Origin of the sequence: Aestuariivirga sp. (genome assembly GCF_044239095.1) — a bacterium.
Classification (GTDB): domain Bacteria; phylum Pseudomonadota; class Alphaproteobacteria; order Rhizobiales; family Aestuariivirgaceae; genus Aestuariivirga.
This window is the reverse complement of record NZ_JBIICB010000102.1, coordinates 1-13,281: the sequence shown is the minus strand read 5'-3', so window position 1 is coordinate 13,281 and position 13,281 is coordinate 1. Positions and strand designations below refer to the sequence as shown.

Sequence of the window (13,281 nt, the reverse complement as noted above, 5' to 3'; positions counted from 1 at the left end):
TGCCAGCGGACAGGTTACCTGCGAGCGCATCACAGCACTTCTCAACGACATGGGCGTGAACATCTCGAAGCGGCAGGTCGTTCGCCTCCTCACGGCGAAGCTCGAGACATTCCGGGCGGAAGACGAGGCGGTGCTGAAAGCCGGTCTCTCCGGCGCCTATGTCACGGTGGATGACACGGGTGCGCGCCACGCAGGCCGGAATTGCTATACCACGCAGATCGGCTCCCCCCGCTTCACCACCTTCCGCACTGGCCCGTCCAAGTCGCGGCTGAGCTTTTTGTACCGTCTTCTTGGGAACACTTCGTTGTGGGTCATCAACAATGCTGCCCTCGCATACATGAAGGGGCGCCACCTGCCGCAAGAACTGATCAACAGCTTTGCCGCTCATCAGAATCGTATCTTCGATAACCCGGCTGACTGGGCCCGGCATGTCGAAGCATTGACAGCCCGCGAGACAGCCGTGACGCCCGATCCTGTCCTGATCGCCAATGAAGCCGGCGTGTGGGGCGCCATCAAGCATCTGGGCCTGTTACAGAAGACGGTGATCGTCTCCGACGATGCAGGCCAGTTCCGTGTCGGCCAGCACGCGTTGTGCTGGGTGCATGCAGAGCGTCTCGTCCACAAGCTCATCCCGGTCAATGACAAGCAGCGCAACGCCGTGAATATCGCGAAGCGCATGATCTGGTGGTTCTATGGCCGTCTCAAGGACTACAAGCTCTTCCCCTCTCCCGAGAAAGCCGAAACCCTGCGCGCTCAGTTCAGCCGGATCTTCAAGCGCGGCCGGTCTGGTTATTCCACACTCGATGGCTTGCTGCGGCGGATCCACCGCCACAAGGATGAACTGCTTCTGGTTCTCGAGCGTCCTGACATCCCGCTGAATACGAACGGTTCTGAGAACGACATCCGCGCCTTCGTCACAAAGCGGAAGATCTCCGGCGGGACCGTCAGCGAAAACGGACGGGAAGCTCGCGATGTGATGCTCGGGCTTTCCAAGACATGCAGAAGGCTCAAGGTGTCCTTCTACGATTTCCTTGGCGACCGCCTCGGTATTCCAGGACCCAAGATACCGAGCCTTGCAGGTCTGGTGGCCGCACCCGAATAAGCTTCGGCGGCAACCCGCAAACGCCCCGGAATCTGCCCCAGTTACCTCGCGGTCTATAGAAAACCGCAGATCATTTCGAGAACAGTGCTGCTGCATTGGTGGAGTACCGCGCGACCTTCTGCGAGTCGAGCTCAACACCGATGCCGGGCTTCATCGGAATCTCGAGATAACCATCTGAGTCGAGATTGAACGGCTGCGTCAGGATGCCATCGACATAGGCGCTGCCTCCGATGAACTCGACGATATCAGCGTGCGGCAATGCGGCGGCAATCTGCAGGTCCCCGGCCACGCCGATCGCAGTGTTCCAACCATGGCCGATGTACTTGACGCCGAACTCCTCGGCCATCCATGCGATGCGCCGTTGCTCGGAGATGCCGCCAACCTTCGTGGCGTCGGGCTGGACGATGTCGAAGGCGCCGCGCTGCAGGAACGGCAGGAAGCTTTGCCGACGGGTCAGAACCTCGCCGCCGGCGATCGGCACGGGACTTTGGCGGCGGAGTTCGCAGAAGTCGTCGATGGCATCGGGCTTCAGGGCCTCCTCGAACCACCCGGCATCGTAGTCGCGGAGCATCTGTGCGGTATTCAGTGCCCATTTCAACCCGTTGGGCCAATAGGCATCGCTTGCGCCTGCGTCGATGAAGAGTTGGCTGTCCGCGCCGACGGTCTCGCGGGCGGCTCGAACGATCTCCTCGTCCAGCCTGGCGTTGCCGCGCCGCCCGAAGGGTCCCCACCCGATTTTGAACGCCCGGAAGCCTTGCTCGACGAAGGGCTCCAACGCCGCCTTCATCTGATCGGGCTCCTCCATGAGAAGCGAACAATATGGCCTGACCTTCGTGCGGTAGATGCCGCCGAGGAGCCTGCCGACGGGTTGGCCCAGCGCCTTGCCCAGAATGTCCCAGAGCGCGATGTCGATGCCGCTGATCGTGTGGGTCAGCGTCCCGCCGCGTCCCATCCAGAAGCTGTTCTGGTTGAGCTTCTCGGCCACTCGCTCGGGCTCAAGGGCGTTCTCGCCCTTGTATAGCGGCTCGAGTACCGTCAATGCGGCCTCGACCAATCCGCCATTGGTGAAGACGCTACCATATCCGGTGATGCCTTCTTCGGTATGCACTGCGATCAGGGCATGCACGGAATCGTCGGGCCGAATCTCGGCGGACCAGCCGCCCTTGGGACTGTCTCCCATGAGCGGTGCTGCAACGATGGAACGGATGCGCAGTTTATCGAGTGTCATTGCATGTCCTCAGAATGTTGCCGATGCGCCGCCATCGACGCTCAGGATCTGGCCGGTCACATAGCGGGCATCGTCGGAGCAGAGAAAGAAGATGGGTCCGGCCATGTCAGCAGGATTGCCGAATCGCCGCAAGGGTATGCGGCCATACTTGACATAAATATCGCGGAACCAGTCGGAGTCGTATTCGTGCGATCCGTCCGGCAGGATCGACATGGGCGTGTCGACGAAGCCCGGGGCGATTGCATTGACCATGATGTTGTCGGGTGCGAGGTCGCAGGCGAGCGCCCGGGTGAAGTTCACGATGGCGCCCTTGGCGGTCGCATATGCAAGTTGGTTTGGCCAGCCGCGCAGGCCCTGGATCGACGCGACATTGACGATACGGCGTCCCTCTCCGGCCTTCCTGATGAGGGGCACGAAGGCCATGGCCATCCGCACCGCGCCATCCTGATTGATGCGGATGATGCGGTGGTAGTCTTCAATCTTCATCGTCGCGATGTGGGTGTCCGCCCCGATTGCCGCGTTGTTGATGAGAATCTCGCAGCGTCCGTGCTTGCGGTCCACGGCCTTCGCCAGTTCTGCCACGGAAGAATCGTCACCGATGTCGACGGACAGGGCCTCGGCCCTGTAGCCCTGACCGGCAAGTCTTTGAGCGGCTTCCGTTGCCACCGCGGTATTCACGTCCGCCAGGATGGTGATGGCGCCTTCCGCCGCTAGCCGTTCGGCGACGCCGAAGCCGATGCCTTGAGCCCCTCCTGTGATCACCGCCACCCGGTCCTTCAGTCTCTTGTCGTTACTCACGTCAGTCCTCCTCGGCCGTTCCCTTAGGTTTCATGCGCCACGCCACGATGACGGCGAGTAGGATGGTGATGAGGAGCACGACCGTCACCAGGGCATTGATTTCGGGCGTGAACCCCACGCGCATCATTGCCCACAAGCGAAGCGGCAGTGTCATCTGGTCGCCAGCAACGAAGGTGCTGATGAGCGTTTCGTCGAAAGAGAGCGTGAGCGCGAGCACGGCGCCGGTCATCACGGCGGATGCGAGATGTGGCATCAACACATGGCGAAAGGTCTGCCAGCGGCTCGCCCCCAGGTCGAACGAGGCCTCCACCAGTGAACGGGGCAGGGCCTGCAGTCGCGTGAGCACCAGCCGGTAAGCGACCGCAAGCACGAAGACCGCATGGCCCAGCACCACGGTTGCGAGGCCGCGGTTCAGGCCCATTTCGGCCGAGGCGACGAGCAGGGCCAATCCGGTCACGATGGGCGGCAGGAGGAAGGGAAGATAGATCGTGAGTTCGAGCGCTCTCCTGCCGATTGCGCCCTCCCATTCCGTGTAGAGGGCCAGAATGACGGCCAACACGGAGGAGGCAGCGACGGAGATGATCGCCACGATGGCGGTGTTCGTCAGGGCATCCGTGACGCTGGTGTTCGACCACAGCGTGACATAGGGGCTGAAGCTCAGCGTATCCCACAGGATCTTGCCCTGCCTGATCTCGACCAGCGAGAACAGCATGCTTATGAACACCGGGGCGTAGAGCAGCACGAATACGATGACCGTCAGTGTTCCCGTCACCCAGACAGCGATCTTGTGTCCCCCGCTCTGCATCTTCATATGCGCTGCCGGCTCATGGCCAATCCGGCGAGGATGATCCCTGCCAGCGAGGTCGCCAGGAGGATAGCCGCCATGGCTGCGCCGAAGGGCCAGTCATAGGCCAGGCCGAATTGCGAGTAGATCACCCGCCCGATGGTGAAACCGGTAGTCCCCCCGACCATCTGCGGCGTGATGAAATCACCAAGCGCCAGGACGAAGGCGAAGAGCGCGCCGCCGATGGTGCCCGGAAGCGAGAGGGGCAGTACGACACGTCGGAACGTGTCCCATGCGTCTGCCCCGAGATCGATCGACGCATTCAGCAGCGATTTCGGGATTCGCTCGAGCGCCAGGAAGATCGGCAGGATGACGAAGGGCAGGTAGATCACCACCATGGTAATCAGCACCGCCCGCTGGTTAAAGAGGAAGATCTGGCTGGGCTTTTCGATCACGCCGACGCCGAGCAGCAACTGGTTCACCAACCCGTTCAATCCGAGCATGGACCGCAGCGTATAGAGCTTCACGATGTAGCTCATGAACAGCGGAACGACGGCGAGCAGGAGGAGGAGATAGCGCCGCGAGCCCCTCTGCTGCCAGATGAACCAGGCAACCGGGTAGCCGAGAATCACCGAGACCACCATCACCTCAAAGCACAGGGCCAGCGTGCCGAGATATGTGCCGGCATAGGTCCAGTTTGAGAAGAAATTCACATAATTGTCGAGTGTCGCATCGCGGACGATCACGCTCTTCTCGGCGCGGAACAGAGACAGAATCATGAAACTGGCGATCGGCGCCACGATGAAGCCCAGAGGCACGATTGCGACGGCGAGAAAGATCAACCATCTGGTGGCCGCGTTCGCCATGTCAGCCACGATCCGGAATGACGACGGCGTCCGCTGGGTCATAGGTGACACTGACCACGTCACCCGATGCCGGCGCCGATCCTCTGTCCGTCCCGGGGATACGCAGGTCGAGGGTCATCGAAGGGTCCAGCGCAGGGCGCAGGAGCAACTTGGTAAGCGCGCCGCCGAAAATGCTTTCGATCACGGTCGTCTGAATGGAAGCAACGCCATTGCCGAGTTTGAGCGACTCCGGCCGAATGCCAAGCAAAACCTTCTCGCCGCGCTGGAGCCCGGAGAGTTGTGCAACAGGCAGACTGCCCAGCGCGGAGTCGATGTGGTTCGAATTCGACACGGTCCCGGAGATCAGGTTGTTGTCGCCAAAGAAACCCGCCACGAAGCGGGTGCGCGGGCTGAAGTAAAGCTCCCTCGGCGTGGCGGCCTGCTCGATGTGACCCAGGTTCATGACGACGATGCGGTCCGACATGGTGATGGCCTCGTCCTGGTCATGCGTGACGAAGACGAAGGTCGTGTCGATGCGGCGCTGGATCTGCTTGAGGAAAACCTGCATCTGCCTGCGCAGCGTCGCATCGAGCGCGGCGAGCGGCTCGTCGAGAAGAATGACCTTGGGCTGGCAGATGATGGCGCGCGCCAGCGCCACCCGCTGTTTCTGGCCCCCTGAGAGTTGCGCCGGATAACGGTCGCGAAGCTCGCTGAGGCCGACGATGTCCAGAGTCTCGTCGATGAGCTTGCGGGTTTTATCGCCTGTCCGGCGCTGCACGAGCGGTCCATAGCCCGCGTTCTGCAGCACGGTCATGTGCGGAAAGAGCGCATAGTCTTGGAACACGGTGTTGAACGGGCGCCGGTTGGCGGGAAGATATGTGATGTTTTCGCCATCGAACACGATCTCGCCTGAGGACGCTTCGGTGAATCCGCCGATAAGCCGCAGCACGGTGGTTTTTCCCGACCCGGAAGGTCCCAGAAGCGTCAGGAATTCGCCGCTTCCAACGGCAAGCGAGACAGGATGCAGCACCTCATGCGTGCCGTATCGCTTTGTCACCTCTCTCAGTTCAAGGCCCATTGCCGCCCACCGGTTCAGGCGACAGTATAGCGCTTGACCACATCCCAATCGACCTCCACGCCGAGGCCGGGCTTGACCGGCAGGGGGATGGTGCCATCGGCATTCAGGACCAGTTCCTCATGCGCCAGTTCCCTGCGGAGGCGCTCGTGGCAGAGCTGTGGCGGCAGATACTCGATGAAAGCGCAGTGGTTGGTGACGAAGGCCAGGTGCGCCGTGCCCGAGATGGAGATGCCCGTTTTCCAGCAATGGGGCACGATGGTGCGGCCGCGGGCCTTGGCCATGTCGCAGACGATCTTCGCCTCGCCGATACCGCCAACGCGGCCCACATCCGGCTGGGCCACCTGCACTTTGCCGATGTCCATGAGTTCCTCGAACTCGAAACGCGTGGCAAGCCACTCGCCGAAGGCAATCGGCATGGGCGCATGCTCCACTAGCTTCGCCATTTCGCGCACATTGTCGGACCACAGCGGCGTCTCGAGGAAATAGGTGTTGAACTCGCCCCAGTCCCTGATCACCGAAAGGCAGGTCTCGGCATCCTCCCACAGGTACTGCACGTCCACCATGAGCGTGATGTCGGGGCCGATCGTCTTGCGGACGGCGGCGAGCACTTCCGTGTGCCGGTCGTATGTTTCGCGCATGCCACTGTGGGCATAGGGGCCGTTCATGGTGACTTCGGTCTTCATCGCCTTGAAGCCCAAGGCTTTGGCGCGTTCAGCGGACAGGCAAAGCGCGTCGCGATACTCCTCGAAGCGCCCGCCGGCCGGTTGAAGCGACGCATAGGGCGTGATGGACTTGCGCGTGGCGCCGCCCAGAAGTGCGTGCACGGGTTGCCCCACGGCCTTGCCGCAGAGGTCCCAGAGCGCCATTTCGACGGCGCTCAGCGCATGAATGACCATGCCGCGCCGGCCGTTCATCGCCGTTCCGATGTATATTTTCCGCCAAAGCTCGCCGATCTCGAAGGGATTGGCCCCGATCAGCATGTCCCTGATCGAAAGGCCCATCGTGTGGGTGCCGGGCGCTTCGATACAGGCCTTTGCCATCCACGGATTGGCGTCGCACTCGCCGACGCCGCTGACGCCGCCATCGGTGTAAATGACGACCACGAGACTGTCCTGTGCTGACGACGTAAAGGTCACGTCGAAGTCGGGCGCCAGCAGCACGTGGCACTTGATGTCGGTGATTTTTAGACGCGGCGGGGCGGTCGTCAGGACGGGTGAGATGGTGTGCAGAGGCATGGAAACTCCAGTGCGCCAGAGATGGGCCGGAGACGCTCTCCGGCCTTCCGTTCATCGGTCAGGCTGAGGGATCAGCCGGCCTTGATCTCGTTCCAGACGGCGACCCGCTTCTCGTAGTTTTCCGCCGTCTCGAGCCAGGAGAGCCTGTCGCCATATGTCAGGCCCGCTGTCTTGTTCACGTCGACATTGGTCGTGTTTCCGTAGCCGTTCTTCTCGGTCAGCACTTTCCCGACGGCGCTGTCCATGCAGGCATTAATCCAAGCATAGGCGAGATCGAGATCCTTTGCACCTGCCGACAATTCCCAGCAGTCGAGCCATCCGACAGCCTTTTCCTTAGGAATGGTGAGTGCTGCGGCGATGCCTTTCTTGACCAGAGCCGGAACCTGCGGCTCTCCCATGGAGAACATCAGCTTGATGGCGTTCTGCGCGAAGAGATTCACGCCGTCGTCGAAGCCCGCATAGTAGCTGAGAGACAGCTTCTTCTGAGCGATAAGCTTGTCCTTGATCTTGGCGAAATCCTCATCCGTCAGTTGATAGGGATTGGCGGCGCCGACGATGAGCGCCGCGAGCGTGATGGAGTTGTTCGCGTCATCCATCCACAGCATCTGCTGGGCGTACTGCTCGTCCCACATCACTTCCCAGGACTCAGGAGCTGTCGGGAACGCCGCCGTGTCGTAGACCAGCGGCAGCGAGCCCCACGCGAAAGGCAGGCCATAGCGGTCATCTCCCCGCATGACGGCTTTGACGCCTGCAAATTCGGGGGCGATGTTCTTGATGTTGGGGATCTTCGACGGATCCATGGGCTGTATCAGCTTTGCGTCGATGTAGCGTGGGAAGAGCGAGGTGTCGAATGACAAGATGTCGAAGTCGGCCGCTTGCGAGCCTTGCATCTTCGCGAACATCTCGTCGGCAGATCCCGCATAGACGATGTTCACCGTGGCTCCTGTATCGGACTTGAACTTGTCGAGCCACTCGGGGCCGGCGTATCCCTCCCATGTCAGAATACGAAGCTCGCGGTCGGCTGCGCGCACGATGGCGGGAGCAGCAATACTGGCACCGGCAGCGGCGGCGGTTCCCTTCAGAAAATGCCGGCGGTTGATCTGCGATAGGCTCTTCATGACTTGGTCTCCCTGGTTTCTGTGGTCGTTCCGGTTCAACTTCAGTTCGTCCCTGGAAAGTTCAGCACCATGCGATTTACCCGGCCGGTTTCCACCAGCGCGATCGCCTCGTTTATCTTCTCGAAGGGCCAGACCTCGCTTACGAGTCCCTCAAGATCGAGCAGGCCGTGCTTCACCAGTCTCAGCGCCTTGGGAAAGTCGATCATCGGGCGCGTGGACCCGTAGCTTGAGCCGATGATGCGGTTCTCGTCCTGCGCGATCCCGTAGGGCGGAAAGCCGGCCATCGCGTTCTCGGTCGGCTGGCCAATGAGAACAGTAGTGCCAGCGCGCCGCGTGGCCTTGTAGCAAAGCTCGGCCTGTTCGACATTGCCAGTCGCCTCGAAGGTGAAGTCTGCCCCACCTGCGGTGATGTCGCGGATCGCGGCAACGGGATCGGTCGAGGACGCATTGACGAAATGTGTTGCGCCGAAGCGCCTTGCCTCCGCTTCCTTTTCCGCGCGCACATCGACCGCGATGATCGGGAGCGCATTGCAGAGCTTCGCGCCCTGGATCACGCTGAGGCCCACGCCGCCGCACCCGAACACCGCGACGCTGTCGCCCGGGCGCAGTTGCGCCGTATTGACGGCCGCTCCAATGCCGGCCATCGCCCCGCATCCCAGCAGACATGCCTGGTCGGAAGGAGTCTCCTGCGGAATGCGAATGGCGCCATTGTGCGGTACCACGGTGTACTCGCAGAATGAAGACACGAGGCTAAGGTGATGGAGAGGCCTGCCGTCCATGTCGAAAAAGCGGGTGGTATTGTCCCACATGGTGCCAAGTGCAGCCGCGCGCGCCACCTCCTCGCAGAGCACTACCCGTCCTTCTACGCAGAATCGGCAATGGCCGCAGGACGGGGTAAACGTCAGGACCACCTTCTCGCCGATTCGTGATTTCGGCACGCCGGGCCCAACCGACTCGATGATGCCGCATCCCTCATGGCCGAGGATGACCGGCTTCGGGTGAGCCCAGACGCCGCGCAGATAGTGGATGTCGGACCGGCAGATTCCTGTGGTCTCGAGCTTCACGCGCACTTCCATTTCATGAGGATCATCCACGCGCACTCGGCGCAGGTCGAGAACGTCGCCCTCGCCCGGTTCGCAGCAGATTGCCGCCAGCATTTCGATCTGTGCCATGCGTCCATCTCCTCAGATCATTGTCATCCCGCCATCGACCGGCAAGATGGCACCCGTGATGAAACCAGCCTGATCAGAGGACAGGAACAGAACGGTGGCTGCGACTTCGTCCGGCGTGGCATAGCGTCCTATCGGATGGAGCCCCGAGAGCACTTTCATACCGGCCTCTTCGCCCCCCTCCATGCCGGACGCATAGCCGCGCGTGAGCGGGGTATCGATCACGCCGGGAGCGATCGCATTGGCCCTCAAGCCCTGCTTGGCGTAATCGGCAGCGATGCAGCGGGCAAGGTGATGCAAGCCGGCCTTCGCAACGTTGTAGGCAACATCACCTTCCCACGCGACGAGCCCTGCCACGGAGCCGACGAAGGTGACCGATGGACGTTCACCGTGGAGTAGAGCTGGCAACAGCCGCTTGGAAAGGCGGAAGGCCGCCGTCAAGTGGATGGACAGCATCTGGTCCCATGTCTCGTCCGGCGTGGCATGGGTCGGATTGGTCTGGGTTACGTCAATACCGGCGCAGTGTACGAAGATGTCGAGGCCGCCCAGTTCCCGCAGCACCTCGTCTGCGGCGCGATCGGTCTCTGCGCGGTTCGCGAGATTGGCCTTCACGACGACGGCGCGCCAGCCTTGCGAGCGAAGTGCCGCGGCAGCAGCTTCGGCCTGGTCAGCGCGCCGCGACGCGCCGATTGCCACGTGGGCGCCCTCCGCGGCCATGGCCGCGGCGACTGCAGCGCCGATTCCGCTTGATCCGCCAGTAACATAGACGCGGCGCTTATCAAACTTGCCCACCATGGCCATCTCCCTGCGTGGAGCGCTAGGTCACGTCCGCATTTGGATCTGCCCAGCGCTCAGCTAATATGCTAAATGTATACAAGAATGGATCGGGTGCAAGTAGTTTTGGAGGCAGCGGCATGACTACTGAGGCGATTAACAAAGCTGCCAGGCATCGCTTTCGAAGCGTTTGCCCGATTGCGCGGATCGAGGTCATTCCGCTGGTCGTTCCGGAAGTCGACCGGGACGGTCTCGATGGCCTTGCCAGCAATGTCATCGTGAAGATCTTTGACGACGAGGGCCGCTACGGGTTCGGCGAAACCGACGCACCACCCGACATCATCAAGGCCTTCATCGAAACCGCGACGATGCATGGCTGTTGCCGGACCATTCCGGAGACGCTCATCTGTGAGGATCCAAAGCAATTCGGGGTTGCAGTCTTCCAAGGGATTGTTCATATCCGCCGTCCATCCTGACGTCCTCCCTCTGAAAAAGAGAGCCCGAATGCTGAAAAGAGCACAATCCGCCGTCCCTGCCATACCCGCCCTGAGCATGGCGCGGGCCCAGAGCCTGGCGGAGCAGGCAGCAAACGCCATTGTCGCTGGCATTTCGGCTGGCGCGCTGCGGCCAGGGGAGAGGATCATCGAAACGGAACTTGCGAGCCTGTTGAACATGAGCCGCGTTCCTCTTCGCGAAGCCCTCAAGATCCTAGAGGCGCAGGGCATTCTGGAAAGCTTTCCGCACCGCGGCACGCGGGTTGCCACGTTCGACGATGTGCGGGTAAACCAGATCTGCCTAGCGCGTATTGCCCTCGAACGTCTGGCGCTGGTGGACGCCGCGTCTATCTGCAAGCGAGATCCCGCCGTGCTTGCCCGTCTGGATCAGATCATTATCGATATGGAACGCTCAGCCGAGCGGCTGGAGTGGATCGAGGTCAGCAAGGCGGACCTGAGTTTCCATCGGGAGATCTGCCGTCTCTCCGGAAACGCCATTGTCGCGACCTTGTGGGAGGCGCTCGCGCGTCATGTTTTCATCGTCTTCGGCCACGAAATTCGGGATGAACGCGATGCAAAGATCATGGGACCACAACACCGCCGCCTGCGCGATCTCCTGGCCAAAGGAGACGTCGAGAAGCTTCAACGGGAAATTGAGAATCACATTCTCCGTTTGCGGCGGCAACGGCCTGATGCTGTGAGAGCATCGCGATGATCGGGTTCCTGCTTCTCAGACAAGAGGTTCAAGGCTGAGCCAAAACACTTCCTGATTACGCATGAACTTCAGCCAGCTTTAGCAGGCGATACGGCATTGGAGGGGTTCGTACCGCGGCCCAAGAGAGGCGCGGGATCATGGCGGCGAGATCGTATCTGCGGTTGAAGCGGTATTCGAATTCGGCGAGATATCGCGGCACGTGCTTGCTATTGATGGAGCGGTAGGTTCCGGTGATGGCGGCCTTGATGTTGCCAAGTGCGGTGTTGACCCATTTGAAGGCAGGAGTTTGGGCAGCCCGGTACCCGAGTAGCCAGCCGTAGGCACAGGGTCGGCAGGACCGGCGGGGCCACCAGCGCCACCAAGGCCGCCGGCACCGCCAGCGCCATCGGCGATAGCGCCGCTGTTCATCGCCAGTCCACCGGTCATGAGACCAATGCCCCCCGCGCCTCCAGTGCCGCCGATGCCCCCGGTCCCGCCCCGATAGCCCGCGAGATATTTCCCGTTCTCGCCGCCTGCGCCGCGCCCACCCATGCCGCCCGCGCCGCCAGTACCGCCCGCGCCACCTGTCATCACGCCGGTCACCGTGTTGATCAGCGACGACGAGGCGCCAATGGAACCGCCGTAGCCGCCTCCCCCACCTGCGCCGCCCCCGCCGCCCTGGGTACCAATATAAGGATATTGACCTACCTGCGAGGCGAGCAGATGCGAGAAACCCGATCCGCCGCCGCCACCACCACCGCCGGCACCGCCCGTAAGGTTCGCCTGATTCGTGAGCGGCGTGGTGCCCGTGTCGGCTATTCCGTCGGCACCGGCGCCGCCCGCACCGCCGGATCAACCACTGCTCGTGTCCGTCGTGGCATTGCCGCCTCCGCCGCCACCATCGCCGCCCGTCGCCGCTGACGTAATGGTGCTTGCCCCGGCATAGGGCGTGGGCGCGGACGCCGTGCCGCCAGCGCCTCCGTCAGCCCCTGCCGCACCAGCTGTTCCTCCGCCGCCGCCTGTTCCCGCGCCGCCCGCCGTCGCAGCGGTTGATCCGCCGAGATCATAAGCGCCACCCGCTCCGCCTGCACCTGCTCCCGCAGCGCCGCCAGCGCCGCCGGAGGCCGGGGTAAGCGCCTGCGCGAAAGCATCCGGCGCAGTCATCGCGAGAATGGCGATCACCCCGGCGAGCGATACGGAGCGGAGCAAATGGTGGCGCGCAACCGGAACGGCTGCCCGCTGCGTGACGTCCTGCGACACCGCATTCGGATGAGTTGAAGGAAAGCGGCTGCCATGCGTCATCTAGCGAACTCCAAGCTTTGTAAGTCAATCAAATCAGAGCGGCGCCGCCACGATTACGTCGGCGTCGCGCTGACGACGTATAAGGGGATGTCCCGCACTCTGTTGAAATTGCCAAGGCTGGCGTTGCTGGTTGAACGTTATGCGGCATCAGCGAGGCGGTCAACCGCCGGGGTGGCTGATTGAGCGCTACGATGGTTTTGAAGGGCGGCCTTGAGCACCGGCAGATGCTTGTGGGCCTTGAGGCGCCTGAAGCCCTTCTTGGCCTCCAGCATGCCCGCGGCGGTCCAGCGCAATCCCATCTTCGCGTTCCGCCAGCGCTTCACATTCCGGCACACCTGGCGAATGATGCTGTTCATGCTCTCGATGATGTTGGTGCAGGCCAGCGACCGGCGCAGGTCCGGAGGCAGGCCGAGCCGGTTGTCATCGAGATGCATTCCATCGATCTGGATGACCACCAGATCGAGCTTCGAGAGATCGGACGACATCCAGTCGGTGAGTTTCTGCTGGGTCAGTGCGACAAACCGCCGGGAAACCGCCGATTTCGAAAGCCCCGAGCCATCTGTGGCCGGAACCTTCGCATCCGGCAGCCGCACCGCCCGACCAAACTTGCGCATCGCCACATTCATCAGCGTCAGGTTCATTGCCCACTGCTTCAGAAAC

The 13,281-nt window shown here is 62.0% G+C and carries 13 protein-coding genes and 2 pseudogenes; 3 read left to right on the top strand and 12 right to left on the bottom strand.

Annotated elements, in window-relative coordinates; genetic code table 11:
- Positions 1–1,102, top strand: a 1,102-nt coding sequence (locus ACILRA_RS11065) for a transposase (protein ID WP_395662158.1), incomplete at its 5' end; no start/stop codon positions are given.
- A 70-nt stretch (positions 1,103–1,172) separates the two neighbouring features.
- Here the strand turns inward: ACILRA_RS11065 and ACILRA_RS11060 are convergent.
- The 9 genes from ACILRA_RS11060 to ACILRA_RS11020 form a co-directional block, all read right to left on the bottom strand.
- A complete protein-coding gene (locus tag ACILRA_RS11060) occupies positions 1,173–2,330 on the bottom strand; it encodes a mandelate racemase/muconate lactonizing enzyme family protein (protein ID WP_395662157.1) in 1,158 nt (385 codons plus the stop codon).
- 9 nt (positions 2,331–2,339) lie between these two features.
- Positions 2,340–3,128, bottom strand: coding sequence for an SDR family NAD(P)-dependent oxidoreductase (locus ACILRA_RS11055; RefSeq protein ID WP_395662156.1), 789 nt, complete (start codon positions 3,126–3,128; stop codon positions 2,340–2,342).
- 1 nt (position 3,129) lies between these two features.
- A complete protein-coding gene (locus ACILRA_RS11050; protein ID WP_395662155.1) occupies positions 3,130–3,939 on the bottom strand; it encodes an ABC transporter permease in 810 nt (269 codons plus the stop codon).
- Complete coding sequence (locus tag ACILRA_RS11045; protein WP_395662154.1) at positions 3,936–4,778, bottom strand: ABC transporter permease; 843 nt, start codon at positions 4,776–4,778, stop codon at positions 3,936–3,938. Before ACILRA_RS11045 ends, ACILRA_RS11050 begins: the two co-directional genes overlap by 4 nt.
- A 1-nt stretch (position 4,779) precedes the next feature.
- Positions 4,780–5,814 carry an ABC transporter ATP-binding protein gene (locus tag ACILRA_RS11040; protein WP_395662153.1) on the bottom strand — a complete coding sequence of 345 codons (1,035 nt, stop codon included), beginning with the start codon at positions 5,812–5,814 and terminating at the stop codon, positions 4,780–4,782.
- A gap of 35 nt (positions 5,815–5,849) precedes the next feature.
- The gene (locus tag ACILRA_RS11035) at positions 5,850–7,070 is read right to left on the bottom strand and encodes a mandelate racemase/muconate lactonizing enzyme family protein (RefSeq protein ID WP_395662152.1); all 1,221 of its coding nucleotides are present in this window, start codon (positions 7,068–7,070) and stop codon (positions 5,850–5,852) included.
- Between the two features lie 71 nt (positions 7,071–7,141).
- Positions 7,142–8,188: an extracellular solute-binding protein gene (locus ACILRA_RS11030; RefSeq protein ID WP_395662151.1), complete on the bottom strand. Its 1,047-nt coding sequence runs from the start codon at positions 8,186–8,188 to the stop codon at positions 7,142–7,144.
- Positions 8,189–8,229: 41 nt separating this feature from the next.
- Positions 8,230–9,360, bottom strand: coding sequence for a zinc-binding dehydrogenase (locus ACILRA_RS11025; RefSeq protein WP_395662150.1), 1,131 nt, complete (start codon positions 9,358–9,360; stop codon positions 8,230–8,232).
- 12 nt (positions 9,361–9,372) lie between these two features.
- Entirely contained in the window at positions 9,373–10,152 is a 780-nt protein-coding gene (locus tag ACILRA_RS11020; protein WP_395662149.1) for an SDR family NAD(P)-dependent oxidoreductase, read from the bottom strand.
- Between the two features lie 119 nt (positions 10,153–10,271).
- Between ACILRA_RS11020 and ACILRA_RS11015 the strand changes: the two genes are divergently transcribed.
- Positions 10,272–10,607, top strand: a complete 336-nt coding sequence (locus ACILRA_RS11015; protein WP_395662148.1) for a hypothetical protein — start codon at positions 10,272–10,274, stop codon at positions 10,605–10,607.
- Between the two features lie 28 nt (positions 10,608–10,635).
- A complete protein-coding gene (locus tag ACILRA_RS11010; RefSeq protein WP_395662147.1) occupies positions 10,636–11,340 on the top strand; it encodes a GntR family transcriptional regulator in 705 nt (234 codons plus the stop codon).
- 55 nt (positions 11,341–11,395) lie between these two features.
- Here the strand turns inward: ACILRA_RS11010 and ACILRA_RS11005 are convergent.
- The 3 genes and pseudogenes from ACILRA_RS11005 to ACILRA_RS10995 all read right to left on the bottom strand — a co-directional run.
- Positions 11,396–11,629: pseudogene (locus ACILRA_RS11005) on the bottom strand (transposase); the annotation flags it as partial.
- 542 nt (positions 11,630–12,171) lie between these two features.
- Positions 12,172–12,621 (bottom strand): hypothetical protein, encoded by a 450-nt coding sequence (locus tag ACILRA_RS11000; RefSeq protein WP_395662146.1) that lies wholly within the window; start codon positions 12,619–12,621, stop codon positions 12,172–12,174.
- 137 nt (positions 12,622–12,758) lie between these two features.
- Positions 12,759–13,281 (bottom strand): annotated as a pseudogene (locus tag ACILRA_RS10995) (hypothetical protein); the annotation flags it as partial.

What these genes read in the sequence shown, in the direction of transcription:
- ACILRA_RS11060 (WP_395662157.1), bottom strand. Translation starts at nt 2,330, where the DNA reads ATGACACTCGATAAACTGCGCATCCGTTCCATCGTTGCAGCACCGCTC.
- ACILRA_RS11050 (WP_395662155.1), bottom strand. Translation starts at nt 3,939, where the DNA reads ATGAAGATGCAGAGCGGGGGACACAAGATCGCTGTCTGGGTGACGGGA.
- ACILRA_RS11045 (WP_395662154.1), bottom strand. Translation starts at nt 4,778, where the DNA reads ATGGCGAACGCGGCCACCAGATGGTTGATCTTTCTCGCCGTCGCAATC.
- ACILRA_RS11035 (WP_395662152.1), bottom strand. Translation starts at nt 7,070, where the DNA reads ATGCCTCTGCACACCATCTCACCCGTCCTGACGACCGCCCCGCCGCGT.
- ACILRA_RS11030 (WP_395662151.1), bottom strand. Translation starts at nt 8,188, where the DNA reads ATGAAGAGCCTATCGCAGATCAACCGCCGGCATTTTCTGAAGGGAACC.
- ACILRA_RS11025 (WP_395662150.1), bottom strand. Translation starts at nt 9,360, where the DNA reads ATGGCACAGATCGAAATGCTGGCGGCAATCTGCTGCGAACCGGGCGAG.
- ACILRA_RS11020 (WP_395662149.1), bottom strand. Translation starts at nt 10,152, where the DNA reads ATGGTGGGCAAGTTTGATAAGCGCCGCGTCTATGTTACTGGCGGATCA.
- ACILRA_RS11015 (WP_395662148.1), top strand. Translation starts at nt 10,272, where the DNA reads ATGACTACTGAGGCGATTAACAAAGCTGCCAGGCATCGCTTTCGAAGC.
- ACILRA_RS11010 (WP_395662147.1), top strand. Translation starts at nt 10,636, where the DNA reads ATGCTGAAAAGAGCACAATCCGCCGTCCCTGCCATACCCGCCCTGAGC.
- ACILRA_RS11000 (WP_395662146.1), bottom strand. Translation starts at nt 12,621, where the DNA reads ATGACGCATGGCAGCCGCTTTCCTTCAACTCATCCGAATGCGGTGTCG.